We start from the raw sequence: 25,294 nt of genomic DNA, 5'->3' as shown, positions 1-25,294 counted from the left end.
GTACCAATGACGTCCAGAAGTAAGCGCTGGGCCCTAGTGGGCGCCGGTCTGGGTGTTGCTGCGTCCGTTTCGGCCGCTGCCATCTTTTTCGAACTGCCGATGAGCGCAACCGCCACGGCCGCCTCCGAACCCGCACAGGCTCCCGCTGTGCCGGTGACGGTTGCCGTCGTCGCCAGCCGTGATGTGACGAACTGGGAGAATTTCTCCGGTCGTCTCGAGGCCATTGACCGCGTGCAGATCCGCCCCCGGGTTGGGGGTGCCATCCAGTCCGTGCATTTCCGTGAAGGTGCCTTGGTGAAGCAGGGCGACCTGCTTTTCGCCATCGATCCTGCCCCCTATCAGGCGGCGGTCGCCCAGGCCCAGGGTCAGGTCGCTTCGGCCGAAGCCAAGGTCAGCCTGGCGCAGACGGAACTCGACCGCGGTCGCCGTCTCTCAGACAACCGGACGATTTCGCAGAGCGACCTCGACCAGCGTCAGAGCACACTGGCCGAAGCCCAGGCAAGCCTGCGTTCGGCACAGGCGGCTCTCCAGTCCGCGCAGCTCGATCTCGATTATACGCAGGTTAAGGCACCGGTTTCCGGCCGTATCGGCAAGATCGAGGTCACGGTCGGCAACATCGTTGCAGCCGGTTCGGCTTCGCCTGAACTGACGACGCTTGTCTCTGTCGATCCGATCTATGCAAGCTTCAATGCCAGCGAAGAGATGGTCACGAAGGCTCTTTCGGAGCTTCCGGCAACCGACGCCGCATTGCCGGCCGTTGAACAGATCCCGGTTGAAATCGGCACGCTTGCCGATGAGGGAACGCCGATCAAGGGCAAGCTTCAGCTGGTCGACAACGAAGTCGATGCTGCCAGCGGCACCATTGCCGTGCGGGCAGTCTTCGACAATCCCGGCGGCAAGCTGATCCCCGGTCAGTTCGTTCGGGTGCGCATGGGCCAGCCGAAGGCCGAGAACAAGATCGTCATCAGCGACCGCGCAGTCGGCACCGACCAGGACAAGAAGTTCGTCTTCGTTGTCGATGGTGAGAACAAGGTCAACTACCGGCAGATCAAGCTTGGTTCGCTGTTCGATGGCCAACGCGTGGTCGAAGACGGCCTCGAAGTCGGCGACAAGATCGTCGTCAACGGCCTTCAGCGTATCCGTCCGGGTGCAGTCGTAGCACCCCAGATGGAAGAGAAGGTCGCGACCGCTCAGTAAGATCTGAGCTTCCTTCCCTCGGGGAGGCGGCCGTTACCCTAGACAACATGACCTGCCGGTGCGCCTTCGAGCCGCCGGCGAGGGACTTTGCATCCATGTTCACCCCGGAGAGGGCGTTAAAATGAACATATCCAGATTCTTTATCGACCGCCCGGTCTTTGCCGGTGTTCTTTCGGTCCTCATCGTGGTCGCCGGCCTCATCGGCCTCCGGGCGCTGCCGATCTCCGAATATCCGGAGGTCGTGCCGCCGTCGATCGTCGTGCATGCCACCTATCCCGGCGCAAACCCGTCGGTCATCGCCGAAACGGTGGCCACACCGCTCGAAGAACAGATCAACGGCGTCGAGGGCATGCTCTACATGTCCAGCCAGGCAACGTCTGACGGCGCCTTGAACGTCACCGTCACCTTCAAGCTCGGCACTGATGCGGACAAGGCACAGCAGCTCGTGCAGAACCGCGTGTCGCAGGCCGAACCGCGCCTGCCGGCGGAAGTTCGCGCGCTCGGCATAACCACGGTCAAGAGCTCGCCCGACTTCATCATGGTCGTCAACCTTGTCTCTGACGGGAACAGCCATGACATCACATATCTGCGCAACTATGCGACGCTGAACGTCAAGGACCGGCTAGCCCGTATCGCCGGTGTCGGCCAGGTGCAGGTCTTCGGTGCCGGCGACTATTCCATGCGTGTGTGGATCGATCCGCAGAAGGCAGCCGAGCATAATCTTGCCGCAAGCGACATCAGCAATGCGATCAGCTCGCAGAACGTCCAGGCCGCTGCCGGCATCATCGGCGCTTCGCCGAGCCAGAAGGGTGTCGATCTTCAGCTCAACGTGAACGCCCAGGGTCGTCTGCGCACGCCCGAGGAGTTCGGCAGCATCATCGTCAAGACGGGCGCCAATGGCGAGATCACCCGTCTGCGCGATGTTGCCCGGATCGAACTGGGTGCCGCCGACTACACGCTGCGTTCACTGCTCGACGGCAAGCCGGCTGTCGCCGTTGCCGTTCTGCAGGCACCGGGTTCGAACGCGATCGAGATCGCCGACAATGTCCGCGCGACGATGGACGAGCTGCAGCTGGCCATGCCTTCAGGCGTGAAGTACGAGATCGTCTATGATACGACGAAATTCGTCCGCGCCTCGATCGAGAAGGTCATCGACACGCTGCTCGAAGCCATCGCGCTCGTCGTTCTCGTCGTCATCCTGTTCCTGCAAACATGGCGTGCCTCGATCATCCCGCTGATTGCCGTTCCGGTATCCATCATCGGTACATTCGCGGTCATGTACATGTTCGGCTTCTCGATCAATGCACTCAGCCTTTTCGGTCTGGTGCTGGCGATCGGTATCGTCGTGGACGACGCAATCGTCGTCGTTGAAAACGTCGAACGCAACATCGAGGCCGGCCTCAGTCCGCGTCAGGCGACTTACAAGGCCATGAAGGAAGTCTCCGGCCCGATCATCGCGATCGCGCTGGTGCTTGTCGCGGTCTTCGTGCCGCTCGCCTTCATCTCCGGTCTGTCGGGTCAGTTCTATCGCCAGTTCGCGCTGACGATCGCGATCTCGACCGTCATTTCGGCCTTCAATTCGCTGACGCTGTCTCCGGCGCTTGCCGCCCTTCTCCTGAAGGGGCACCATGCGCCGAAGGACTGGCTGACGCGGTTCATGGACGCGATCTTCGGCTGGTTCTTCCGCGGCTTCAACCGCGCTTTCGGCGCCGGTTCGAACGCCTACGGCAAGGGCGTCGGCGGTCTGGTATCGCGCAAGAGCATCGTCATGGTGATCTATCTTGTGCTGGTCGGAGCGACATACAGCATCTTCAATACGGTGCCGGGCGGCTTCGTGCCGTCGCAGGACAAGCAGTATCTGATCGGTTTTGCCCAGTTGCCGGATGCTGCAAGCCTCGACCGCACGGAAGACGTCATTAAGCGCATGACCGACATCGCTCTGGCGCAGCCGGGCGTTGCCAACGCGATCGCCTTCCCGGGCCTGTCGATCAACGGCTTCACCAACTCTTCGAACGCTGGCATCGTCTTCGTGACGCTGAAGGATTTCGAGGAGCGCAAGACGCCTGATCTTTCGGGTGGGGCAATTGCCATGGCCCTGAACCAGAAGTTCGGCGCCATCCAGGACGCCTTCATCGCCATGTTCCCGCCGCCGCCGGTCAACGGCCTCGGCACGACGGGTGGTTTCAAACTGCAGATCGAGGATCGCGCGGGCTTGGGCAACCAGGCGCTCGACGAAGCCACGAAGGCCGTGCTTGCGAAGGCCTATCAGACGCCTGAACTGGCCGGCCTGTTCTCCAGCTTTCAGATCAACGTGCCGCAGCTCTATGCCGATCTCGACCGCGCCAAGGCCGAGCAGCTCGGAGTTTCCGTCACCGACGTCTTCCAGACGCTGCAGATCTATCTTGGCTCGCTCTATGTGAACGACTTCAACGCCTTCGGCCGCACTTACAGCGTCCGTGTGCAGGCCGATGCCAAGTTCCGCGCCCAGCCGGAAGATATCGGCCAGTTGAAGGTTCGCTCGGCATCGGGCCAGATGATCCCGCTTGCAGCCCTCCTGAAGGTGGACGCAAGCACTGGCCCGGAGCGTGCGAACCGGTATAACGGCTTCCTTGCTGCCGATATCAACGGCGGTCCGGCACCGGGCTTCTCGTCCGGGCAGGCTCAGGCGGCAATCGAGAAGATCCTGCATGAGACACTTCCCGCTGGCATCGACTTCGAGTGGACGGACCTGACCTACCAGCAGATCCTCGCCGGTAACTCCAGCGTCGTCGTCTTCCCGCTGGCCTTGCTGCTCGTCTTCCTGGTGCTTGCTGCCCAGTATGAGAGCCTGACACTCCCGCTTGCGATCATCATGATCGTGCCGATGGGTGTTCTCGCCGCCTTGACCGGCGTCTGGCTCACCGGTGGAGACAACAACATCTTCACACAGATCGGCCTCGTCGTCCTTGTCGGTCTATCGGCCAAGAACGCGATCCTGATCGTGGAATTTGCCCGCGAACTCGAGTTCGAAGGCAGGACGCCACGTGAAGCCGCGATCGAGGCCAGCCGCCTGCGTCTGCGCCCGATCCTGATGACCTCCATGGCCTTTATCATGGGTGTCGTGCCGCTCGTCACCTCGACCGGTGCCGGTTCCGAAATGCGCGCGGCCATGGGTGTCGCCGTCTTCTCGGGCATGATCGGCGTGACCTTCTTCGGCATCTTCATGACGCCGGTATTCTACGTGCTTCTGCGCCGGATGACGGGCAACCGCCCGCTCGTTCAGCACAACGACAATCATCCGCAGGACGAGGACGACCATATGAAGGTCGCTGCGGAATAACCTCTCCTTTGTCGGGTAAATCGGGCGGGGGCCTTGGTCCTCGCCCGTTTCGTTTTAAAGCGTCCTTTGTACGTCCATCCGGACGCCCAAAGGACGCTTTAAATCTTTGAATCTACTCATCGTGCTTCCAAAAATCGATTCCGATTTTCGGGCCGATGCTGTGGGTATGAGACAAAAATGCGTTACGTCCATCAAAACTGTTGCATGCTGAGGTAAGGAGACTATCAAAGGCAGACAACAGTTCGGGAGGGCTGGGTGACGCACGCATCAAAAGACAGCGGGAAGCGCAAGATCGCTTTCCTTGGCACCGGCCTTATGGGCGCGCCGATGGCGCGGCGCCTGCTTGGCGCAGGCTTTTCCGTCACCGTCTGGAACCGTGATCGAACCAAGGCTGAGACCCTTTCCGGCAATGGTGCCACTATCGCCTCCGCACCCGCCGAAGCCGCCTCAGCGGCCGATATCGTCATCTGCATGCTGACCAATGCTCAGGCCGTCAGTCAGGTGCTGTTCGACATGGGCACGGCCGAGGCCATGAAGCCGGGTGCTGTTGTCATCGACATGAGCTCGATCGCTCCACCTTTCGCGCGGGAACACGCAGAGAAGCTTGCCAAGCACGGCATCCGCCATATCGATGCGCCGGTTTCCGGCGGCGTGGTCGGGGCTTCGGCAGGGGCGCTTGCCATCATGGCGGGTGGGGATGCGTCCGTCATTGCTGAACTCTCGGATGTTTTTGCGCCGATGGGGCGCGTCACTCACGTCGGCCCCGATGGGGCAGGGCAGCTTGCGAAGCTCGCAAATCAGCAGATCGTGGCAGTGACGATCGGCGCCGTCGCGGAGGCGATGATGCTGATCGAGGCCGGCGGTGGTTCTCCGGCCGCTTTCCGGGATGCGGTGCGTGGTGGCTTTGCGGACAGCCGCATTCTGGAGATCCACGGCAAGCGCATGATCGACCGGCAGTTCGCGCCGGGTGGTTCTTCGGCTAACCAGTTGAAGGATCTCGACGCCGTCATGGCGACCGCGAAAGCCCTTTCCCTGACCTTGCCGCTGACGGAAGCGGTTCATGCCGAATTCACAGAATTTGTTGCCAGGGGCAACGGCGAGACGGATCACAGCGCCTTGCTGCTCCATCTCGAAGACAGGAATGCCCGACCGGGAGGAAAGAAATGACCGACAGCAAGACCGCCAAGCGCCGCCTGCGTTCGCAGGACTGGTTCGACAATCCCGATCATATCGACATGACGGCGCTCTATCTGGAGCGCTTCATGAATTACGGGGTAACGCCGGAGGAGCTGCGGTCCGGCAAGCCGATCATCGGCATCGCCCAGAGCGGCAGCGATTTGACCCCCTGCAACCGCGTCCATATCGAATTGGCAATGCGCGTGCGGGACGGCATCCGCGATGCGGGCGGCATCCCGATCGAATTTCCGACGCATCCGATCTTCGAGAACTGCAAGCGCCCGACGGCAGCACTCGACCGCAATCTCGCCTATCTCGGGCTTGTCGAAATTCTCTACGGCTATCCGCTCGACGGTGTTGTGCTGACGACCGGCTGCGACAAGACCACGCCTTCGGCGATCATGGCGGCTTCGACGGTCGATATTCCGGCGATTGTTCTCTCCGGCGGGCCAATGCTCGACGGCTGGCATGAAGGAAAACTCGCCGGCTCGGGCATGGCGATCTGGCAGTCGCGCCGGAAGCTCGCGGCTGGCGAGATCGACGAAGAGGAATTCCTGCAGACGGCACTCGATTCGGCACCCTCCGTCGGCCATTGCAACACGATGGGCACGGCCTCGACCATGAACGCGCTGGCCGAGGCGCTAGGCCTGTCGCTGACAGGCTGCGGTAATATTCCGGCTGCCTATCGTGAGCGCGGCCAGATGGCCTATCGTACCGGCCGTCGCGCCGTCGAGATCGTGCTCGAAGACCTGAAGCCGTCCGATATCCTGACGCGCGAAGCCTTCCTCAACGCCATCAAAACCAATTCGGCGATTGGTGGCTCGACGAACGCCCAGCCGCATCTTGCCGCCATGGCGAAGCATGCTGGGGTCGAGTTGTATCCCGAGGATTGGCAGGTGCATGGTTTCGATATTCCGCTGCTGGCGAATGTGCAGCCGGCTGGTGCCTATCTCGGCGAGAAGTTCCACCGTGCCGGCGGCACCCCTGCTGTCATGTGGGAATTGCTGCAGGCCGGCAAGCTCGACGGCGACTGTCGCACCGTCACCGGCAAGACCATGGCGGAGAATCTGCGAGGGCGCGAGGCGCGCGACCGTGACGTCATCAAACCTTACAGCGAGCCTCTGAAAGAGCGTGCGGGCTTCCTCGTACTCAAGGGCAACCTCTTCGATTTCGCCATCATGAAGATGAGCGTCGTATCCGAGGATTTCCGTAAGCGTTACCTGCAGGAGCCGGGCCGGGAAGGCGTCTTCGAGGGCAAGGCTGTCGTCTTCGACGGTTCGGAGGATTACCACAAGCGCATCAACGATCCGGAGCTCGGCATCGACGAGAACACGATCCTCGCCATCCGCGGCGCTGGTCCGCTCGGCTGGCCGGGCTCTGCGGAAGTGGTCAACATGCAGCCGCCGGATCATATCCTGAAGCGCGGCATCAAGAGCCTGCCGACGATCGGTGACGGGCGACAGTCCGGCACTTCGGACAGTCCGTCGATCCTCAATGCCTCCCCGGAAAGTGCGGCAGGCGGCGGGCTTGCGTGGCTCAGGACCGGCGACATCATTCGCATCGATTTCAATCAAGGGCGTTGCGATATGCTGGTTGACGAGGCTGAAATCGAGCGACGCAAGGGCGACGGAATCCCGCCGGTGCCGGCCGATGCGACGCCATGGCAGCGCATCTACCGGAAAACGGTGACGCAGCTGTCAGATGGTGCGGTCATCGAGGGGGCAGCAGAGTTCCGGCGGATTGCCAGGAACCCACCGCGACACAATCACTGATTAAAACAATACTGATTGAAAAGAAGGCAGTCGTAACGAAGAGTTCACCTAGTAACTAGTTCGGTACTTACGAAAAGGCTTCATTAATGAGGGCTTGCGACTATATTATGAGTTTTTGCAGGCTTCGAAGGCTGAAACGAAATTGCCCGAGAATAAACCAACGCGATCAGAGCGAGAGTTCCAGGATCTTCTTCGGCGACTGGAGCTGGCGCTTGATGCTTCGCAAATTGGTGTGTGGGAACACAGCATCAACAAGGATGCTATTCTCTGGGACGCGCAGATGCATCGCCTCTACGGCACCGGTCAGACAGATCGAGAGGTGCCGACCTCTGTCTGGTCCGAGGCCATACATCCTGACGACAGGGGGCAGGCCGAGCGGGATTTCGAAAAAGCGGTTGCCGCCCGGGGTGCCTATAACTCCCAGTTTCGCATCATCCTGCCAAGCGGCGAGATCCGCTATCTGCGGTCACGTGCGCATTTCTATGTCGATGAGGAGGGCACCCCCTCCTTCATCGGTGCCGAATGGGATGTTACATCCGATGTGCTGCTCAATGCCGAGCTCGGCAAGCAGAAGATGATGGCCGAGGCCCGGGCGCTGGCGCTTGAAGAAAGCAATGCGCGGATCGAGCATGTCGCCAATCATGATTATCTGACCGGCATGCCGAACCGGCGCCTGTTCGACAGGCGGCTCGCGGCGTTGCTGGCGGAAAAGAGCGTGTCGACGCTTGCCGTTCTGCATCTCGATCTCGACCAGTTCAAACAGATCAATGACAGCCATGGCCACGCCGCCGGTGATGCCGTGCTGCGCACGGCATCACTCAGAATTGCCGCTGCCATTCCCTCAGATGGCATGGCTGCCCGTGTCGGCGGCGACGATTTCGTTATCGTACTGATCAATTTCGCCGGCCTCGATGCGCTGAAGGCAATCGTTGAGGATGTGCAGAGGCGACTGCTGAAGAAAATCCGCTTCGGGCAGGAGATGCTGCAATCCGGTGCATCGATCGGCGTATCCTGGAGCAGCGACAAAAGGGCGCGCAACCTGCTCGCCGAATCCGATCTGGCGCTCTACCAGGCAAAAAAGCTCGGCCGTAATCGCATCGAATTCTTCAGCCGACAGCTTCAGGACGACTTGCGCGGCAAGCGTCGCCTGGCCGAAGATCTCGCCCAGGCCCTGGAGCAGGGTGAGATCATTCCCTACTATCAGGTGCAGCTCGATGCGCGCACCCGCGAGATCACCGGGCTGGAGGCGCTGGCACGCTGGAACCATCCGGAAAAGGGCGTGCTTGCGCCAGGCGTCTTCCTGCGCATTGCGGATGAATACGGGCTTTCGGCGGAGATCGATGCCGCAGTTCTGCAGCGCGCGCTTGAAGATCGGGCCGCCTGGCAGGCCTTGGGCTACCATGTGCCGCGGATCGCCGTGAACATCTCGCCCGGGCGTCTTGCCGATCCTGCTCTGCTGGACAAGCTGCGCCGGCTGGCCATTCCGCCGGGTGCCATCGTCTTCGAGCTGGTGGAGACGATCTTCCTCGACGATTGCGATGAGAAATTCCTCGCCAATATCGACCTCATCAAGCAGATGGGCATCGATATCGAGATCGATGACTTCGGTTCCGGCCATGCCTCGCTCATCGGCCTCGTGCGACTGAAACCGAAGCGGCTGAAGATCGACCGCCAACTCGTCACCGATGTGGTGGAATCGGCTGAGCAGAGGCGCGTGGTCGGATCGATTGTCGAGATTGCCAAGGCTCTCGATGTGGAAGTGATTGCGGAAGGGGTGGAGACCGAAGCCCATGCCGTGACGCTGTCATGGCTCGGCTGCGACAGCCTGCAGGGTTTTGCGCTCGGCTATCCCTCCAACGCCGCCGATACAGGGCGCCTTCTTGCATCAAACGGCCACGGCGGCAAATCGCGAAGTGTGGCTGGCTGAGATTTGGGGGCTGAAGTTTAGTCGATGAATGGAATGGGAAGCCGATTTCGGTTCGAACGATCCAGTCGGCGAGCACTTTAAGCTAACTCTCAGTGCACTGACACGGCACGCCTTGGGTGCGTGCCGTATTTTTCAGGTAGTGCGGAAGCGGCCCCGGATCTGGCTCATGTAGAAGTCGCCAGGAGAAGCTGCTGCGGTCAGTCCGACGACGATGCCTTCAGGGACATCTTCATAATGGCGGCGTTGACCGTTGGTCAGATAGAGCGTGAGGTGTCGAGTCTCGCGCTTGTAATCGATCGCTTCAATGAGTTTGGACTGCAGTCTAGTTTCCATGCGGTACTCCCCGATGTGTTTCGCGCGAGAGAGGTGGCTGCTGGATCCGACGAGCGGTTCAAGACAGCGTCAAGCTAATCTCCGGTCGATTCAAGTCAAGGATCCAAAGAGTGGAGCCCTACCTATTTTGAGTTAAATGCGTCTGAAGTTTGACGCTCTAAATTAGCCCGAAAGCGTTATGACAATTAAGCGCAACCTGCAGCGGAACAATGCTCCCTCAGCGAGCGTTCAAAAGCGTTTCGTCCAGCCTTAAAATGGGGATGTCCTTGCGGGTGATTGCAGAGCTGATCATTCTTTTCGGCCGCATCTGTTGCGCGCTCGTGGCCGTTGTGGGCACGATGGCTTTCGCCTCCTATCTGATCGCCTCTCCGGTGGATGCGACGCCACGGATGGATGCAGAAAGTGGAGCGATCTGGACCCTCGTGCCGGTTCATATCGATCTGAGCCATCAGCCCTATGAACGCGAGCCCGATCGCTATCCCTTCAAGTTTTCTGCCGGCCCGGCCCTGAAGGTCATCGACAATGCGACCTTTTCCCTTGATGGCAACACCTTCGTCATTGCCGGTGTCGCGCGGATCGCCCGACGGGCGCTTTGCGCCGATGCGCAGGGTCGGCGCCTTGCCTGCGGCCAGAATGCAGCGAGCCTGCTGCGGACTGCCTTGCGCCGCAGCTTCATCGAATGCACCAGCAAGGAGTTAGCGCCGAAGCTGTTCATGGTGAGTTGCCGGCGGGACGGTCAGGACCTCGCCGGGTTGCTCAACGACATGCCCGAGGTGCAGCTCGTTGCCAGCGCGAAGTGATCAGGCGCGTCGCCAGAAGATGAGTTCCGGCACCTGCCAGGAGGGGTCGGGCGCGGGTAGCCAGGTCTTCGGGGAGAAGTAATCCTTCGTGCGGCGCTGTTGGGCGGAGGCCTCCTGAAGCAGGAGCGTGAAGTTGAAGGCGCCCGGCCGAGAATATTCCTGGGTGAAATTGATGAGGGCACCGAAGCCTTCCTCCTTCACATCCCTGAGATTGCGGATTGCCGTCAGTGCATCATGGAAATCCAGCCACGCCGGCTGAGTCAGCATGGTTTCAAAGATGCGCGATATGCTGGGATCAAGCTGTCCGTTGCTGTCGGTCGCGGGACCGAGGAGCTTCACGCGCATGCTCGTAATCGTGCCTCTGCCATTGCCGCGCACGACGAGGAAGAGCGAGCTGACGACGTGCTCCTTCTCCTTCTTGTAGACATGTTCGTAGGAGCATTCGAACGTATCGGAATTGAACGCCGTTTCCGCCCATTCGCTGGTTTCCACGCCGGCTGAGCGCAGCGCTTCGCACATGACCGGGCCGGAAATCCGCCAGGTGCGCAGGAAAACGCTCGCGAGCGCCGGCTGCGGCGGGTCGAACATGCGCGGTGCGATCTTGATGCTGACAGGTTCGGTGCGGCGGAAGACCTTGGGCGGCGGGGGAGGCGGAGGTGCCGCGGGCGGAAAAAGCTCTATGCCGAAGTAGTGGGCTAGCGACTTCAGGTGCCGCATGTCATTCGACAGCAGCACCGTTGCGCCAACAATTGAAACGGACAGAACAATCAGCAGCCACATGACGGCGCGGCCCTTTCGCGGCTGCGGCGCCAGTTTCATGTTCTGATCGGACGATGGCATCGTCAGTTCGCGAGACCTCGGACAATGGAAGTCATCATTTATAAGGCTCGGACCGATGTGGCAATCGATCTCACCTGGCGCGGCGTAATCGATTTAAAGCCGCGCCGGTAAAAGTATCGAAGTGCTTTAAGCTGCGATGCGACGGTAACGCTTTCTGATGCGGTCGATATAATACTGGCCCGGGGAGGGCGCCATCACCATGGTGCTGACGTCGTCAGCCGGTACGCCTTCGAACAGGCGTTCTTCGCCGTTGCGGAAGCAGATGCGCAGGCGCCCGTCTTCCTGGCTGAAATAGACGTTCTGGATAATACGGGATTTGACTGGAACTTCGTGCATCGTTTTTGCCCCTGTTTCGTTTTGAGGCACCTTAAAAGTAAGGATGCGAAGATACCGTCAAGGCGTATGGTAAAGATTGTTTTCTGCTTGAACAGCGACAGTCTAAAAAATCGCGTTTCAATAAAATTGTACGGATCGGCTTAAAAAGCCTGCAAATACTGGCATGTAGAGTGCGCCTCATGAAAGCGGCCGGGCATGGACAGATGCGACCGGCGCTGCGGCCAGGCGGAAATCGCCGGCCGACTGGAAAAGGGGACTTTAAGATGAGCAGACTTCTTCTCGCTGCGACGCTCGCAATGACGGTATCGGCTGCAAGCCAGCCGGCTTTCGCCTTTGGCCCGGGCGGTTTCGGCCGCGATCTCATATACACGTCGGCCATAGGCCATCTGCCCGAGGAGCCGCTGACAACGAGCATTGGCTTCGTTCGCCCGAACATTCCCTTTGCCCTGAGCGCTCCGGCACAGGTCGAAGGCGAGGGCTATCAGCTGAAGGCCTATTCGCAGCAGCTGACCATCGTTGTCGGCTTCGTTTTCGACAGTGTTCTCAGCCAGGCTGCCCAGACCATCGGTACTGCCGAAGCGCTGGGTCCGTTTCTGCGCTAAGGCTTAAATACTTCATATGTCGTCTTTCGATTTGCGCCCGCCGGAAGGATCCGGCGGGCGCAGTAATTTTCTTGAGATTGCAATTACATTGTTTCATGGTAAGGCGAGATCGAAGTTCTTTTGCATTGCATTTCAAAACGACGACACACATCGTTCAAGCCGTGAACGCGAGTTCATCATGACCGGTCTGAGCGCAGGGACAATCGACTTGACGATTGCTTGGCGCATGGCGGAATGGACTTGCGGGTTTCAATCTGGGAAGGTTGCATGAATTCGGAATTTGCCGTTCGTTCCATGCGGCCCGGCGAACTGGAGCTTGCGCTGGAATGGGCACGTCAGGAGGGCTGGAATCCTGGCCTCGACGACGCGATCGCATTCCACGAAGCTGATCCTTCCGGATTTTTCGTCGGCGCCATCGGTGAGGTGCCGGTCGGTTCTATCTCGGTCGTCAAATATGGCGACAATTTTGCCTTTCTCGGTCTTTACATCGTGCATCCCGATTTCCGTGGCCGGGGCTTCGGCAAGGCGATCTGGAACGCCGGCATCGCTTCGGCGGGAGACCGGACGATCGGCCTCGATGGAGTTGCGGCTCAGCAGGCAGCCTACCGCAAGGCCGGTTTCGAGGTCGCCTATAACACGATCCGCTATGGCGGCGTGCCGACATCGGTGCCGCAGTCGTCACTCGTCGCGCAGCCGGTCCCGGATGCGAGGCTCGAAGGCCTGCTTCGCTATGACAGCGGTATTTTTCCGCAGCCCCGTGCGGCCTTCCTTGCCGCCTGGTGCACGGGCCGCAAGGGGCGCAGCTCGGTCGTCGTGCGCAAGAGCGGCAAGATCCGCGGTTACGGTACGATCCGCCGCTGTTATGAGGGCTACAAGATCGGCCCGCTTTTTGCTGGCGACGCAGATAGCGCCGCCGCTCTTCTGGCCGGCCTCATTCCTCAGGCGCATGGCGCGTCGATCTATATCGATATCCCCTCGGCCAATGCCGAGGCTATTGCACTTGCAGAAAGCGTAGGGCTCGAGCCAGTCATGGAAACCGCGCGCATGTATCGCGGTCCGGCGCCGGAAATCCCGCTGAAGAACGTCTATGGCGTGACGACGCTGGAGCTTGGTTAGTCGACCGGCGAAGCAGGCACGGTGGGTGCAGCCGTTTTCGGGCGGCCCTTTTCGGCGATAGCGATGCCGCCGAGCGTCAGCACCAGCGCAATCATGTGGAAAAGCTGCAGCGTTTCGCCGAGCAAGGCGACAGAAAGCAGCGTGCCGAAAACCGGGACGAGATTGATGAACAGGCCGGCGCGATTGGCGCCGATTTCCTCGACGCCTCTGATATAGAGTATCTGCGCCAGCAGCGAGGCGAAGATTGCCGTATAGAAGGCAATCGCCCAGCCTTTGTCATCAGGCCATTGGGCCGCACCGCGGGAGGCTTCCCATAGAAGCAGTGGCAGGGCAGTCAGCGCCGCGCCGAGCGCGGGGATCGCCATCAGCGTGCGCCAGTCGACGACGGGCTTCCAGCGCAGGAAGATCGTATAAACGGCATAGGCGGCGACAGCGATCAGCATCAACCCATCTCCGCGGTTCAGGCTGAGCTGCAGCAGGGTTGCAAGATCGCCATGGGCAGCCGTCAGTGCGACGCCGACAAGGGTCATGCCGAAGCCGACGACCTGGGCCAGCGAAACGCCGGTGCGGAAAAAGACGAAATTCAACAGGAAGATCAGCATGGGAATGCCGGCCTGCTCGATCGCGACATTGATTGCCGTCGTGTACTGCACGGCCGAATAGAGCATGGCATTGAAGGTCGTGTAGCCGATCACACCATAAAAGAAGAGGAGGGGCAGGTTCTTGCGCACCACCAGCCAGTCCTTCTTCAACTGTGACAGCGAGACGGCGGCGATCAGCACGACAGCCAGGAACCAGCGAAGGAAGGTCAGCATCATCGGGCTGACATGGCCGAGCGCCAGCTTGCCTGCCACGGCATTGCCGCCCCAGCAGAGAGTTGCAATGACGAGGCAGATATAGGCTGTAGCTTGCAAGGGGATCTTCCCGTCTTTGTCGTCTCTGGCAGGCTTTTTATGACGGGGCTTAGCCTGCCGGCGGCTGATTTGTCACGTAAAAAGCCGAATCTGCTGTGACAACAGGGTCGCTTTCCCAAAAACAAAGCTTTATAGATGCGCGGGTTTGAGCAGGTGTGCGGTTCTCCGCCGGTAACAGGAAGAGTTTGATGACGAACGTGGTCGTGGTCGGTTCGCAGTGGGGCGACGAAGGCAAGGGCAAGATTGTCGATTGGCTTTCGGAACGTGCTGACATCGTTGTGCGCTATCAGGGCGGACACAATGCCGGCCATACGCTCGTCATCGACGGTACGAGCTACAAGCTCTCGCTGCTGCCTTCCGGCGTCGTACGCCCCGGCAAGATGGCCGTCATCGGTAACGGTGTCGTCGTTGATCCGCATGCGTTGATCGCCGAGATCGGCCGGCTGGAAGCGCAGGGCGTGAAGGTGACGCCTGAGAACCTGCGCATCGCCGACAACGCGACCCTCATCCTTTCCCTGCACCGCGAGCTCGATGCCTACCGCGAAGACGCAGCCTCCAACAGCGGCACCAAGATCGGCACGACGCGGCGCGGCATCGGCCCGGCCTATGAAGACAAGGTCGGCCGTCGTGCCATCCGCGTCATGGATCTCGCGGACCTCGAAGCCTTGCCGGGCAAGGTCGATCGCATCCTGACCCACCACAACGCGCTTCGCCGCGGCCTCGGCGTTGCGGAAGTCAGCCACCAGACGATCATGGACGAGCTGACCTCGATCGCCGACCGTGTGCTGCCTTTCCGCGATACGGTCTGGTTGTTCCTCGACAAGCAGCGCCGCAAGGGCGCCCGCATCCTCTTCGAAGGTGCGCAGGGCAGCCTCCTCGATATCGATCACGGCACCTATCCCTTCGTGACCTCGTCCAACACGGTGGCCGGCCAGGCCGCTGCCGGTTCGGGCATGGGTCCGGGTTCGCTCGGCTATATCCTCGGCATCACCAAGGCCTATACGACGCGCGTCGGCGAAGGTCCGTTCCCGACCGAACTGACGGATGAGATCGGTCAGTTCCTCGGCGAGAAGGGCCATGAATTCGGCACGGTGACGGGGCGCAAGCGCCGTTGCGGCTGGTTTGACGCTGCACTGGTGCGCCAGTCGGTCGCCACGAACGGCATCAGCGGCATTGCGCTGACAAAGCTCGATGTGCTCGATGGTCTCGACGAACTGAAGATCTGCGTCGGCTACAATCTCGATGGCGAACAGATCGACCATCTTCCGGCAAGCCAGGCGGCACAAGCTCGGGTCGAGCCGATTTACGTCACGCTGGAAGGCTGGAAGGAATCGACGGTCGGCGCCCGCAGCTGGGCGGATCTGCCGGCGCAGGCGATCAAATATGTTCGCCAGGTCGAAGAACTGATCGGCGCGCCCGTTGCGCTTCTCTCGACAAGCCCTGAGCGTGACGACACCATACTTGTGACTGATCCGTTTGAGGATTAATGTCGCGGGTCACCTAAGGCGAGTGTTCGGGAGTGTGCCGGACTTCTTGAGAAAGTACTGATGGCGGATTTTATTGCAGTTATTCGGCGGGCAGTCGACGGCCTGTCTGAAAATACGCCCGAGATGCGGGTGAAGGTCTACGAGCGTGCGCGCGGCGCAGTGCAGCGGCAGCTCGAGAACATGAAGCCGCGTCCGCCGGAAGCCATGCTGCAACGCCAGCTCGAAAAGCTCGAGGCCGCAATCCGCGAAGTCGAGGGCGAACACTCGGAAGCCGTGCCTGTCGAGGAACCGGTCGCAGCCGCGCCGGAGCCTGAGGTCCATGAGGAGCCCGCGCTCGAACATGAGCCTGTCGCGGAGACGGCCCCTGTTGCCGAAGCAGCCGTCTCCGAAAGCCATGAGCAGCAGGAGGACGTAGAACCCCCCGTCTACGAGCAGCCTGCCGAGCCGGAGGAGGTCGTTCAGGCGGCGGCTGCCGCCGAAGAGGTGGTGCCCGAGCACGCCGAATGGCATCCGCCTCATGAGGAAGAAGCGCCTGCAGAAGAATGGCGCGCGCCGGAGCAGGCAGAGGTTCATGCCGAGCCCGAGAGCCCTCATGAGCCGGTGGCGGAATATTATCCGGAAGAATCGCGGCCGGAAGAGGTCGCTGCAGAGCCGGTAGCCGAAACCGCCCATGAGGTGGAAGAAGAGCTTCAGCGCGAAGAGGCTCATCAGCCGGCTCCACGCGGCCTTGACCGTGCGTCCAACCGGCTCGTCGAGCCGATGGCCGATTTCGAACCCCAATCGCAGCCGCAAACCAGCGACTTCATCGAGCACACGCGCGAAGAACCGATTGCAATGGATGCGGCAGCGCATTTCGATCGCATGTGGTCCGAGCCGGCTGCCGAAACACCGGCTCCAGTAGCGCAGGAAGCTGAGACCGAATGGGCGCGCGAAGAACTCCATTCCTATGCTGAGGCAACGCCCGCCGTTCCCGCCGATGCTTCGGCACGCGCTCTCAATGAGGTTTCAACGCTCAGAAACAGCGCTTCGCCGGCCGTCATGCCGGCTGCCAAGGAAAATTTCTCCTGGGAAGCTGCCGCTTTCGACGATCTGCCGCCGATCGAGGCTGGCACGGGCAAGAAGACACCAGCTTCCGCGCATTTCGACGACGTCGATATCTTTGCGGAAGTGCATGCTGGCAACGGTTCCGGCTCTGCAGCTCCCGCACCGGCCGCAGCGCCAAGCGAAGGCTGGCGTGAGGCGCGGACACTGCGTGGTTATGACCGCCGCAACGCTGCGACCGATGACGACGACAGCAATCCGCCGATGGATCTGGACCAGATCGTTGCCTCGAAGATGCAGGGCAAGAGTTTCCGCATGGAACCGAAGCGCCGGCGCTTCGGCATCGGCACCATTCTGGCGATTCTCGTTACGCTCGGCATTCTCGGTGGCGCCGCCTACGCGGGCTGGATGAACCGCGAAGCGGTGATGGAAATGGTCGATGGTCTCGTCAGCTCCGCGCCGTCACAGGCTGCGCGCGACGAGACTGTGACGCCAGCCACAACGCCTCCGGTGCAGCAAAACAGTACGCCGGCCACGGCCCAGCCGGCAGATCAGAGTGCTACTACGCCGCCGGCGCGGCCCAACCAGGAAGTTGCCTCGCTGGACGGTTCGGCTGCCAATACCAAGTTTACCCAGCGGCTGCTCGCCGATGGCACCGAAGTCGATAGCGGCCCTGCAGCAGTGCCGGGAACGCCGACGGCGGAAGGCAAGTCGGTTGCCGCGCAGAACGTTGCTGCAGCCGATACCAGCACGCCGAGTGTCCAGTCCGATGCTGCGCCTGCTGAAAACCTGACGCCGAACGGCCCTGCCGCAGCACCTGCGGCGCAGAACACACCTATCGGCGCCACCGAAAAGATGTTCCTCTATGAGGAGCGGATCGGCGAAAGCTCGCCGACGGCAATCGAGGGGTCGGTCGTCTGGACCGTTCAGCATGAAGCCGGACAGGACGGCCGCCAGGAAGCCACCGTGCAGGGCAATGTCACCGTTCCAGAGCGCAATCTTTCGGCGCTTGTAACCTTCAAGCGCAATTCCGACCCGTCGCTGCCGGCAAGCCATCTGGTCGAGATCGTCTTCTCCGTTCCGCCGAATTTCGAAGGCGGCAGCATCGATAGCGTCCAGCGCATCTCGATGAAACGTACGGAGCAGGATCGCGGCGATCCGCTGATTGCGGTGCCGGCCAAAATTACCGACGATTTTCACATGATCGCGCTCAACGACTATCCGGATGCGCGCAAGGCCAATCTGGACCTGCTTGCCACGCGCGACTGGATCGACATTCCGGTCACCTATCGCAACGGCCGCCGTGCGCTGCTGACCATGCAGAAGGGCGCCACAGGCGGGAATGCCTTCAACACGGCTATCAAGGAATGGACAGCGCTCGGAGATCTCTCGACCAGCCAGTAAGGCCGGCGTCGCGGAGCCTCGGAAATCACGCAAAATAAAAGGCGGGCCGCAGGGACCCGCCTTTTTTGATTTCAGATGACGACCAGCTTATGCGGTGGCTTCGACCACACGCACGGCCTTGGCACGCTCCAGCGCTTCCTTGCGGACCGCATCCTGCACCTTTTCAAAGGCGCGGACTTCGATCTGGCGGACACGCTCGCGGCTGATGTCGAACTCGGCCGAAAGATCTTCCAGCGTCACCGGATCTTCAGCAAGGCGGCGAGCCTCGAAGATGCGGCGTTCGCGGTCGTTCAGCACGCTCATGGCCTTCGACAACATACGGCGACGGGTATCGAGCTCATCCTGCTCGATCAGCACGTCTTCCTGGCTGTCGTGGTCGTCCACGAGCCAATCCTGCCACTGGCCGCTGTCGCCTTCAGAGGCCTTGATGGGCGCGTTCAGCGATGCGTCGCCGGAAAGGCGGCGGTTCATCGAAACGACCTCTTCCTCAGAGACGTTCAGCTTGGTAGCGATTTCGGTCACATGCTCCGGCTTCAGGTCGCCGTCATCGATGGCCTGGATACGGCCCTTCAGGCGACGCAGGTTGAAGAACAGGCGCTTCTGATTGGCAGTCGTGCCCATCTTCACCAGAGACCACGAACGCAGGATATATTCCTGGATCGAGGCCTTGATCCACCACATGGCGTATGTGGCGAGGCGGAAACCACGTTCCGGATCGAACTTCTTGACGGCCTGCATGAGGCCGACGTTACCTTCGGATACGACTTCGCCGATCGGCAGGCCGTAGCCGCGATAACCCATGGCGATCTTCGCGACGAGGCGAAGGTGGCTGGTGACAAGCCTGTGTGCGGCGTCACGATCGCCGTGCTCGGAGTAACGCTTGGCGAGCATGTACTCTTCCTGCGGCTCCAGCATCGGGAATTTACGGATTTCGTCCAGGTAACGATTGAGACCGGCTTCGCCGGCGGTAATGGACGGCAAGTTATTTCGGGCCATGATGCACCCTCCTTATATGGATTCCGGTTCCCGATGGAACGCGCCCTCGCGTTAAAGGCAAACCGGGACATGCGGCTCTCTCCAAGCCCGCAATAAGTCCATATACAGATAAGTATGGCGAAACAGCGATTCAAGGTCCCCTCGGCGTTCACGAGGGCGTTATCCGGCCGTTGCCAGCGCCAATCAGAGGCATTGATTTTACCGACAGCTGCCGCATTTTTCCAGTGGTGGTGGCACTCTTGCCAGCCGCTTTTATGAGGGGAACCAGATGATCAGACCAGCCCTTGCCGCCATCCTGCTGCTTTCGCTTTCGACCGCTCTTTCATCCTGCGGAAACACCGCCAGGGGACTGGCGCAGGACGGGCGCGACACCAGCCACGCTCTCGACAATGCGACGCATCGGGTCCTGGGTGCCGGCTCCAAGAAATAGCAGCGGCCGTTTCTCATCCGCGCAGGGCGTCAGCGAGCTCCACCATATCACCTGGTAGCGGCACTTCGAAATGCATCACTTCGCCGGTGCGCGGATGCTCGAATTGCAGCATGTAGGCATGCAACGCCTGGCGATCGAAAGCCTTGACGACCTTGCGGGCGTCGTCGGGCAGAAGATTGGCCTTGGTCTTGAAGCCGGCGCCGTAGACGGCGTCGCCCAGCAAGGGATGGCCGATATGGGCCATGTGGACGCGGATCTGGTGCGTGCGGCCGGTTTCGAGGTGGCATTCGACGAGCGAGGCAAGCGCGCTCGCATCCGGGCTTTCATGGAAGCGCTCGAGCACTTCGTAGTGGGTGATCGCCTCGTCGGCACTCTCGTTTTCGGGGCGCTTGACGGCGCGGCGGGTGCGGTCGCCGGTGGCGCGGCCGAGCGGCGCGTCGATCGTTCCTGAGAGCGAGCGCGGACGGCCCCAGACGATCGCCCGATAGGCACGTTCCAGTGGCATGGTGCGGCCGTGATCGGCGAACTGCAGCGAGAGATGGCGATGCGCCATATCGTTCTTGGCGACGACCATGACGCCGGTCGTATCCTTGTCGAGGCGGTGAACGATGCCGGGACGGCGCACACCGCCAATGCCGGAGAGGGTATCGCCACAATGGTAGATCAGCGCGTTGACGAGCGTACCGGTCCAGTTGCCGGGGCCTGGATGGACAACGAGGCCAGCCGGCTTGGAAATGACGATGACATCGTCATCCTCGTAGAGGATATCGAGCGGAATATCCTCGCCCTTCGGGGCAGGGTCTTCGGGCTTGGGCAGGATGATCTCGTAGCTGTCTCCGGCTCGCACCTTCTTTTGGGGATCGGTAATCGGCGCGCCCTTCAAAAAGACCTGCCCGTCCTTGATCAGCGCCTTGATGCGGCTGCGGGAAAATTCCTCGCCAACCTGCGCGGTCAGCCAGGCGTCGAGGCGGCCTTCGGCTGTCTCATCGGCGGTCAGGACTTTTCTATTGTCATCTGCTTGTTTAAAGGGGTCGCTCAAGACGCTTCTTCTCCGACGTATTTTTAGAACGGGACGCCATAGATGACGAAATTCGAGCCAGCCGACGATGAGCAGGAAGAAAAGCCCCTTGATCCGGCTATGGAAAGTGTCCGGCGCAAGATGGTTCGCCTGCAGATCGTCTCGGGCGCCATCATGTTCGTGAGCCTTATGGCGGTCTTCGGCGCTGTTGTCTACAAGGTGACGCGTACGGAGCCCTCGCAGACCACAGCGTCCGCAGGCTCTTCCGGTGTTCCCTCCGACGCGCCGATGAATTCGACAGCCTCGCTGCCGCTCGGCTTCAAGATCGAGCAGACATCGCTTTCGGGCGGACAGATCCTGTTTTACGGCACGGCGGTGGACGGCAAGCGCAGGGCCCTAGTCTTCGATATCAAAGCTGGCCGTATCGTGGCTGACATCACGCTGTCGGGTAATTGAGGCCGGTATGGCCGGACAACCTCTCACGATCGAAACCCCGGACGATCTGCGGATCGCGGAGTTTCGCGATATCCGCGAGCGCGACCTGACGGGCAGGCAGAACCGCTTCATCGCCGAGGGTACCGTCGTGCTGCGCATGCTCGCCGATGCGCATGCGACGGGTAGAGGATTTTCAGCCGAAAAGATCTTGCTGCTCCGCAATCGGCTCGACGGCGTGGCGGAGATCCTCGACACCTTTCCGAACGACGTACCCGTCTATGTGGCCGACGCCGATGTTCTTGACGGTATCGTCGGCTTCAACATGCATCGCGGCGTGCTTGCGCTCGGTCGCCGCGAGCAGGCGACGGAAACCATGCTTCTCGATGCGCTACCCGAGCAGGCGCTGCTCCTTGTCGGCTGCGGCATTTCCAATCACGATAATGCCGGGTCGATGTTCCGCAATGCCGCTGCCTTCAGGGCGGATGCGATCCTCCTTGATGAGACCTGCTGCGACCCGCTCTACCGCAAGGCACTGCGCGTTTCGGTCGGCTCGGTCCTGAGCATGCCCTATCATCGCGGCGGCGATGCGCTCGCTCTTCTTTCGAGCCTTGCCGAGCGCGGCTTTGCAATCTGGACGCTTTCGCCACGCGGCGAGACGGATATCCGGCAGATACCGGCTTCCGGTCGCATGGCGCTCGTCGTCGGCACTGAGGGCGAGGGACTGCCGGAAGCGGTGCTTTCCCGTTTCCGCAGTGCGTGCATTCCGCAGTCTGAAGGACTGGACAGTCTCAACGTGGCGACGGCGACCGGTATTGCGCTCTTTGCGATATCTTCGGCGATGGCGCGGATCTGATGAAGTTCAGCGCTGCGGATCGGCGATGATCGCGGCTGCGCGGTCGGCGAGGTTCACGCGGTCGTTTGCGCCCTTCTTCTCCCCGCCATCGGGCAGCAGGGACAGGATCGGAGAGGACGGGCCTTCCTTGAGCGCAGTGAGCGCTACCATGTTGGCGGCGATCGAGGTGATTTCCTCGCGAAGCGCGCCATCACGGCCGGTATTGTTTCTTGCCTTCTGAAGGTGGTCGGCAAGTGCTGCGCTGCGCCGGCGCACATTGTCGCTCATCTGCGCTGTGATGGCAGCGAGATCGAGTTCAGAGGCCTCTGCTTCGCTGGCCGCTTCGGCGGGCAGATCGGCAATGTCCTTGGAGAGGCCGGCATCACGCAGCACCTTGGCGACCTTACGGAGTTCGGCATTGGCAGCCTTCAACTGATCCTTCAGCTTGGCGATTTCCTGTTGCCGGCGGCCGAGCAGGGCTTCCTTGTCCGTGGCAGAGGCGGCCTCACGGGCGGCCTTGTCTTCCAGGCGAATGACCAGGTGCTGCTGCTGGCTGAGCTTCTGTTCGGCATCCTTGGCGCGCTTCTGCAGCACGGTCACGTCCTGGCGCATCGTATCGCGTTCGTCGCGCAGGGCATTGGTGCGGAACTTCATATTCTCGGCTTCAGTCTCACGCGCAGCAAGGTCGATCTTCAGGTTGTTGGCCTGTTCGGTGATCTTGGAAAGCCGCGCCCGCAGCGTTTCCAGCTCGCTATCCTTGTTGGAGCCAGCCTGCTCGGCAATATGCAGGCTCGTCTTCAACTGGCTGATATAGTTTTCGTCCTTGCGCAGGTGGGAGCGCTGCTCGGCAGCCTCTACCTGCATTTCGCCGATCTGTGCGCGCGCCTCATTGACTTCAGAGGCCAGCCTGCCGGCATCGACGGCGAGTGCGTCGTGGCGCAGCTGGAGGGAGAGCGACTTTTCGCGTTCGCGGTGCAGGTCCTGTGCGGTGCGGGCATTTTCAGCGGCGTAGAGCGCGCGCACCATGTCCTTCTGTGCCCGTACTTCCTGCGGGCTCAGCGGCATCGTCGCCTTGAGGCGGTTTTCGGTATACCAGACGATGCGGCGGTGAACCGCGGGCGAGACCAGAAAGACGAGAAAGGCCGCGGTCAGGAAGCCCAATCCGAACAAAAGAGCGTATTCGATCACGGCGCGGCCATCGATTCGAAGGTTGATACGGGTCAGTCCGCCTGATTAAGCACGCAGCGCGCGCAGCGACAAGGCTGCTGGCACCGGCAAGACTGTATTCCCAAGGATATTAGCGCCGATTTTGGCTTTTCAGAAGGGGTTCCAGGTCGGGTTCGGGGTGACCTTCAGATAGCCGACATTGATGCCGAGGCGGGCGCCGACACCAGTGCGGATCGGCACGACCAGAACATTGTTGTTCTTGAGAAGCGTCATGCCGAAGCCGGCAATGACATAGGCCGAGCCGCTGACGCCGCCGAAGCGAGCATAGATGGAGTCGATGGACGGCAGATCGTAGACCAGCATCATGACGCGGGAGCCCTGGCCACCGTAATCGAGGCCGAGAGATGGACCCTGCCAGTAAAGCGGATGCTCGCCGGCATTCTTGGTATTGAGCTGGCCTTCGCCGTAGGTGAGGCCGGCGATGAAGGCGCCGCCGCCCTCCTGGCCGAGGATGTAGCCGTTCGGCAGGCCGTATTTCTGGAAGGCGCTTTCAACGACTTTGGCAAGGCCGCCGCTGGTCTCGCCGAAGAAGGAATGACCGGCATCAACGATTTCCTGCACTGTGTACTGGCCGTTGTTCTGCTGCGCTGCGGCCTGTCCGGTAATCATCACCGACGAGATCATGATAGCGGTCAGCAACTTGCAGAAGCCGATAAATCTTCCGAGAAATTGGAGGCGCATGATGTCATCCATTCGTCATTGTCGGGGGCATTGGCATTTGATGCATTTTGCTCCGATCGTCTTAACAATCGGTTTACCAAATATGGTGTCATTATGGCGGCGAGTACGGTCGCAAACTTCGCGCAATTTTGATCAGGCACACTACCGGGTGGAATGACACTGCCGCCCTCAGGAGACGATGATGTCCAAGAACCCGAATCTCACTTTGTCCGGCCCGGACCTGGCAGCACTTCTTTGCAGTCGTGTGTGCCATGACGTGATCTCGCCCGTCGGCGCGATCAATAACGGTCTGGAACTTCTGGACGAAGGCGGAGCGGATTCGGACGCGATGGATCTCATCCGCACCAGTGCGCTCAATGCCTCGGTCCGTCTCAAATTCGCGCGCCTTGCCTTCGGTGCATCCGGTTCCGTCGGCGCCTCGATCGATACCGGCGAGGCCGAACGTGCAGCCAAGGACTTTGCCGTGGCAGAGAAGAAGACCGAGGTCAGCTGGAGCGGCCCACGCGCGATCGTCGCCAAGAACAGGGTCAAGCTTCTCCTTAACCTCTTCCTCGTCGCATATTCTTCCATTCCGCGTGGCGGCAATCTGGATATTACGCTGGAAAATCCGGAATTCGATGCCAGTTTCAAGCTCGTCGCCAGGGGCAAGCTGATGCGCTTGCCGCCGAAATTCGTCGAAATCGCCACCGGCACCGCCGAGGAAGCGATCGATGCGCATTCGATCCAGCCTTATTACACTGTACTGCTAGCGGAAGAATGCGGCATGGTTCTGGATTATTCAGCCAGCGCCGAAGAGATCGTCTTCACTGCCAAGGTTGCCGCAGCGTAGTTCACCGATTGCTGATCGAAGCCGGTGCAGTAACGATTCCTTAGCCTGATCAACCTATCCTCGAAGGTCAGGAAGACCCTCGACGGAGACAGCGCGAGGGGTAAGGAGCTGCCATGCAAAGATTCATGATCACCGATAGTTCGGACATCGTTCGCAAGGTCGGCAAGCGAATCCTTTCAGAGCTCGATTTTCTGGTCAGCGAAGCTTCGAATGCCGAGGAGGCGTTGCAGCGCTGCCAGGCTGAGCTTCCCGAATATCTGATCGTTGATTCGGGCATGGAAGGCGCGCTTGATCTCATCGCCAATATCCGCGCCATGGACGGCGGCAAAGAGGTCAAGATCTACTATTGCGTCATCGAGGCCGATCTGAAGAAGCTGATGGCCGGCAAGCGGGCAGGGGCAACCGACTTCCTGCTCAAGCCGTTCGACCGCAAAATCCTTACCGCCGTGTTCGGAAATCGCGCAATCGCTGCCTGAATAGGTCGCACAAATCGTTAACGGGGGCCGTCCTTTTGGGCGGCTTTTTCATTTCCGCACATTGCCGACAAAATAAAAGTCCCGCCGGCGAGGCGGGACTTTTCAT

At 60.7% G+C, this 25,294-nt stretch carries 22 protein-coding genes and 1 pseudogene; 15 read left to right on the top strand and 8 right to left on the bottom strand.

Annotated elements, in window-relative coordinates:
* Positions 1-6: 6 nt before the first annotated feature.
* The 5 genes and pseudogenes from AB4Z13_RS22990 (at position 7) to AB4Z13_RS22970 (ending at position 9,391) form a co-directional block, all read left to right on the top strand.
* Positions 7-1,197, top strand: a complete 1,191-nt coding sequence (locus AB4Z13_RS22990; protein ID WP_442206905.1) for an efflux RND transporter periplasmic adaptor subunit — start codon at positions 7-9, stop codon at positions 1,195-1,197.
* Positions 1,198-1,318: 121 nt separating this feature from the next.
* Complete coding sequence (locus tag AB4Z13_RS22985) at positions 1,319-4,516, top strand: efflux RND transporter permease subunit (protein ID WP_439016334.1); 3,198 nt, start codon at positions 1,319-1,321, stop codon at positions 4,514-4,516.
* Positions 4,517-4,765: 249 nt separating this feature from the next.
* A pseudogene (locus AB4Z13_RS22980) lies at positions 4,766-5,683 on the top strand (NAD(P)-dependent oxidoreductase); the annotation flags it as partial.
* Positions 5,680-7,464, top strand: coding sequence for an IlvD/Edd family dehydratase (locus AB4Z13_RS22975; protein WP_442206904.1), 1,785 nt, complete (start codon positions 5,680-5,682; stop codon positions 7,462-7,464). The pseudogene AB4Z13_RS22980 and the gene AB4Z13_RS22975, both read left to right, overlap by 4 nt.
* Positions 7,465-7,579: 115 nt before the next feature.
* Positions 7,580-9,391, top strand: a complete 1,812-nt coding sequence (locus AB4Z13_RS22970; protein ID WP_442206903.1) for a putative bifunctional diguanylate cyclase/phosphodiesterase — start codon at positions 7,580-7,582, stop codon at positions 9,389-9,391.
* Between the two features lie 132 nt (positions 9,392-9,523).
* Here the strand turns inward: AB4Z13_RS22970 and AB4Z13_RS22965 are convergent, their stop codons facing one another.
* Positions 9,524-9,724 (bottom strand): KTSC domain-containing protein, encoded by a 201-nt coding sequence (locus AB4Z13_RS22965; RefSeq protein ID WP_051942244.1) that lies wholly within the window; start codon positions 9,722-9,724, stop codon positions 9,524-9,526.
* Positions 9,725-9,990: 266 nt separating this feature from the next.
* Here AB4Z13_RS22965 and AB4Z13_RS22960 point away from each other — a divergent pair, with 266 nt between their 5' ends.
* On the top strand, positions 9,991-10,524 hold the full coding sequence (locus AB4Z13_RS22960) for a hypothetical protein (RefSeq protein ID WP_442206902.1): 534 nt from the start codon (positions 9,991-9,993) through the stop codon (positions 10,522-10,524).
* Here the strand turns inward: AB4Z13_RS22960 and AB4Z13_RS22955 are convergent, their stop codons facing one another.
* Both AB4Z13_RS22955 and AB4Z13_RS22950 read right to left on the bottom strand, forming a co-directional pair.
* Complete coding sequence (locus AB4Z13_RS22955) at positions 10,525-11,364, bottom strand: DUF6030 family protein (RefSeq protein WP_442206901.1); 840 nt, start codon at positions 11,362-11,364, stop codon at positions 10,525-10,527. It abuts the gene before it with no gap.
* 126 nt (positions 11,365-11,490) lie between these two features.
* Positions 11,491-11,700: a KTSC domain-containing protein gene (locus AB4Z13_RS22950; RefSeq protein ID WP_113325391.1), complete on the bottom strand. Its 210-nt coding sequence runs from the start codon at positions 11,698-11,700 to the stop codon at positions 11,491-11,493.
* A gap of 263 nt (positions 11,701-11,963) precedes the next feature.
* Between AB4Z13_RS22950 and AB4Z13_RS22945 the strand changes: the two genes are divergently transcribed.
* Complete coding sequence (locus AB4Z13_RS22945; RefSeq protein WP_113325390.1) at positions 11,964-12,302, top strand: hypothetical protein; 339 nt, start codon at positions 11,964-11,966, stop codon at positions 12,300-12,302.
* 267 nt (positions 12,303-12,569) lie between these two features.
* Positions 12,570-13,418, top strand: a complete 849-nt coding sequence (locus tag AB4Z13_RS22940; RefSeq protein ID WP_113325389.1) for a GNAT family N-acetyltransferase — start codon at positions 12,570-12,572, stop codon at positions 13,416-13,418.
* Here the strand turns inward: AB4Z13_RS22940 and AB4Z13_RS22935 are convergent.
* On the bottom strand, positions 13,415-14,332 hold the full coding sequence (locus AB4Z13_RS22935; protein WP_442206900.1) for a DMT family transporter: 918 nt from the start codon (positions 14,330-14,332) through the stop codon (positions 13,415-13,417). The two genes, AB4Z13_RS22940 and AB4Z13_RS22935, sit on opposite strands and share 4 nt — an antisense overlap.
* A 188-nt stretch (positions 14,333-14,520) precedes the next feature.
* On the opposite strand from AB4Z13_RS22935, the gene AB4Z13_RS22930 reads away from it, so the two are divergent.
* Both AB4Z13_RS22930 and AB4Z13_RS22925 read left to right on the top strand, forming a co-directional pair.
* On the top strand, positions 14,521-15,819 hold the full coding sequence (locus AB4Z13_RS22930) for an adenylosuccinate synthase (protein WP_113325387.1): 1,299 nt from the start codon (positions 14,521-14,523) through the stop codon (positions 15,817-15,819).
* Between the two features lie 60 nt (positions 15,820-15,879).
* Complete coding sequence (locus tag AB4Z13_RS22925; RefSeq protein WP_442206899.1) at positions 15,880-18,264, top strand: hypothetical protein; 2,385 nt, start codon at positions 15,880-15,882, stop codon at positions 18,262-18,264.
* Between the two features lie 87 nt (positions 18,265-18,351).
* Here AB4Z13_RS22925 and rpoH read toward each other — a convergent pair whose 3' ends face one another.
* The gene (gene rpoH / locus AB4Z13_RS22920) at positions 18,352-19,260 is read right to left on the bottom strand and encodes an RNA polymerase sigma factor RpoH (RefSeq protein ID WP_037104500.1); all 909 of its coding nucleotides are present in this window, start codon (positions 19,258-19,260) and stop codon (positions 18,352-18,354) included.
* A gap of 268 nt (positions 19,261-19,528) precedes the next feature.
* Here rpoH and AB4Z13_RS22915 point away from each other — a divergent pair, with 268 nt between their 5' ends.
* Entirely contained in the window at positions 19,529-19,690 is a 162-nt protein-coding gene (locus tag AB4Z13_RS22915; protein WP_113321620.1) for an entericidin, read from the top strand.
* 13 nt (positions 19,691-19,703) lie between these two features.
* Here the strand turns inward: AB4Z13_RS22915 and AB4Z13_RS22910 are convergent, their stop codons facing one another.
* Positions 19,704-20,729 carry an RluA family pseudouridine synthase gene (locus tag AB4Z13_RS22910; protein WP_113321621.1) on the bottom strand — a complete coding sequence of 342 codons (1,026 nt, stop codon included), beginning with the start codon at positions 20,727-20,729 and terminating at the stop codon, positions 19,704-19,706.
* Positions 20,730-20,771: 42 nt separating this feature from the next.
* Here AB4Z13_RS22910 and AB4Z13_RS22905 point away from each other — a divergent pair, with 42 nt between their 5' ends.
* Both AB4Z13_RS22905 and AB4Z13_RS22900 read left to right on the top strand, forming a co-directional pair.
* On the top strand, positions 20,772-21,164 hold the full coding sequence (locus AB4Z13_RS22905) for a hypothetical protein (protein WP_113321622.1): 393 nt from the start codon (positions 20,772-20,774) through the stop codon (positions 21,162-21,164).
* Positions 21,165-21,171: 7 nt separating this feature from the next.
* Positions 21,172-21,996: a TrmH family RNA methyltransferase gene (locus AB4Z13_RS22900; protein WP_113321623.1), complete on the top strand. Its 825-nt coding sequence runs from the start codon at positions 21,172-21,174 to the stop codon at positions 21,994-21,996.
* A 6-nt stretch (positions 21,997-22,002) separates the two neighbouring features.
* Here AB4Z13_RS22900 and AB4Z13_RS22895 read toward each other — a convergent pair whose 3' ends face one another.
* Together AB4Z13_RS22895 and AB4Z13_RS22890 are read right to left on the bottom strand one after the other, a co-directional pair.
* Positions 22,003-23,163, bottom strand: coding sequence for a hypothetical protein (locus tag AB4Z13_RS22895; protein WP_442206898.1), 1,161 nt, complete (start codon positions 23,161-23,163; stop codon positions 22,003-22,005).
* Positions 23,164-23,292: 129 nt separating this feature from the next.
* A complete protein-coding gene (locus AB4Z13_RS22890; protein WP_007815180.1) occupies positions 23,293-23,883 on the bottom strand; it encodes a DUF1134 domain-containing protein in 591 nt (196 codons plus the stop codon).
* A gap of 181 nt (positions 23,884-24,064) precedes the next feature.
* Between AB4Z13_RS22890 and chpT the strand changes: the two genes are divergently transcribed.
* On the top strand, positions 24,065-24,712 hold the full coding sequence (chpT, locus tag AB4Z13_RS22885; RefSeq protein WP_113321625.1) for a histidine phosphotransferase ChpT: 648 nt from the start codon (positions 24,065-24,067) through the stop codon (positions 24,710-24,712).
* A 113-nt stretch (positions 24,713-24,825) separates the two neighbouring features.
* On the top strand, positions 24,826-25,188 hold the full coding sequence (locus tag AB4Z13_RS22880) for a response regulator (RefSeq protein ID WP_037104520.1): 363 nt from the start codon (positions 24,826-24,828) through the stop codon (positions 25,186-25,188).
* Positions 25,189-25,294: the final 106 nt, after the last annotated feature.

The sequence above is a fragment of the Rhizobium sp. YAF28 genome (assembly GCF_052113285.1).
GTDB lineage: Bacteria > Pseudomonadota > Alphaproteobacteria > Rhizobiales > Rhizobiaceae > Rhizobium.
This window is presented reverse-complemented; position numbering and strand designations above follow the sequence as displayed.

Excerpts from the sequence above, each read along its gene's own strand:
- AB4Z13_RS22990 (WP_442206905.1), top strand. The coding sequence starts at position 7 with ATGACGTCCAGAAGTAAGCGCTGGGCCCTAGTGGGCGCCGGTCTGGGT.
- AB4Z13_RS22985 (WP_439016334.1), top strand. The coding sequence starts at position 1,319 with ATGAACATATCCAGATTCTTTATCGACCGCCCGGTCTTTGCCGGTGTT.
- AB4Z13_RS22975 (WP_442206904.1), top strand. The coding sequence starts at position 5,680 with ATGACCGACAGCAAGACCGCCAAGCGCCGCCTGCGTTCGCAGGACTGG.
- AB4Z13_RS22965 (WP_051942244.1), bottom strand. The coding sequence starts at position 9,724 with ATGGAAACTAGACTGCAGTCCAAACTCATTGAAGCGATCGATTACAAG.
- AB4Z13_RS22955 (WP_442206901.1), bottom strand. The coding sequence starts at position 11,364 with ATGCCATCGTCCGATCAGAACATGAAACTGGCGCCGCAGCCGCGAAAG.
- AB4Z13_RS22950 (WP_113325391.1), bottom strand. The coding sequence starts at position 11,700 with ATGCACGAAGTTCCAGTCAAATCCCGTATTATCCAGAACGTCTATTTC.
- AB4Z13_RS22945 (WP_113325390.1), top strand. The coding sequence starts at position 11,964 with ATGAGCAGACTTCTTCTCGCTGCGACGCTCGCAATGACGGTATCGGCT.
- AB4Z13_RS22940 (WP_113325389.1), top strand. The coding sequence starts at position 12,570 with ATGAATTCGGAATTTGCCGTTCGTTCCATGCGGCCCGGCGAACTGGAG.
- AB4Z13_RS22930 (WP_113325387.1), top strand. The coding sequence starts at position 14,521 with ATGACGAACGTGGTCGTGGTCGGTTCGCAGTGGGGCGACGAAGGCAAG.
- AB4Z13_RS22925 (WP_442206899.1), top strand. The coding sequence starts at position 15,880 with ATGGCGGATTTTATTGCAGTTATTCGGCGGGCAGTCGACGGCCTGTCT.
- rpoH (WP_037104500.1), bottom strand. The coding sequence starts at position 19,260 with ATGGCCCGAAATAACTTGCCGTCCATTACCGCCGGCGAAGCCGGTCTC.
- AB4Z13_RS22915 (WP_113321620.1), top strand. The coding sequence starts at position 19,529 with ATGATCAGACCAGCCCTTGCCGCCATCCTGCTGCTTTCGCTTTCGACC.
- AB4Z13_RS22905 (WP_113321622.1), top strand. The coding sequence starts at position 20,772 with ATGACGAAATTCGAGCCAGCCGACGATGAGCAGGAAGAAAAGCCCCTT.
- AB4Z13_RS22900 (WP_113321623.1), top strand. The coding sequence starts at position 21,172 with ATGGCCGGACAACCTCTCACGATCGAAACCCCGGACGATCTGCGGATC.
- AB4Z13_RS22890 (WP_007815180.1), bottom strand. The coding sequence starts at position 23,883 with ATGCGCCTCCAATTTCTCGGAAGATTTATCGGCTTCTGCAAGTTGCTG.
- chpT (WP_113321625.1), top strand. The coding sequence starts at position 24,065 with ATGTCCAAGAACCCGAATCTCACTTTGTCCGGCCCGGACCTGGCAGCA.
- AB4Z13_RS22880 (WP_037104520.1), top strand. The coding sequence starts at position 24,826 with ATGCAAAGATTCATGATCACCGATAGTTCGGACATCGTTCGCAAGGTC.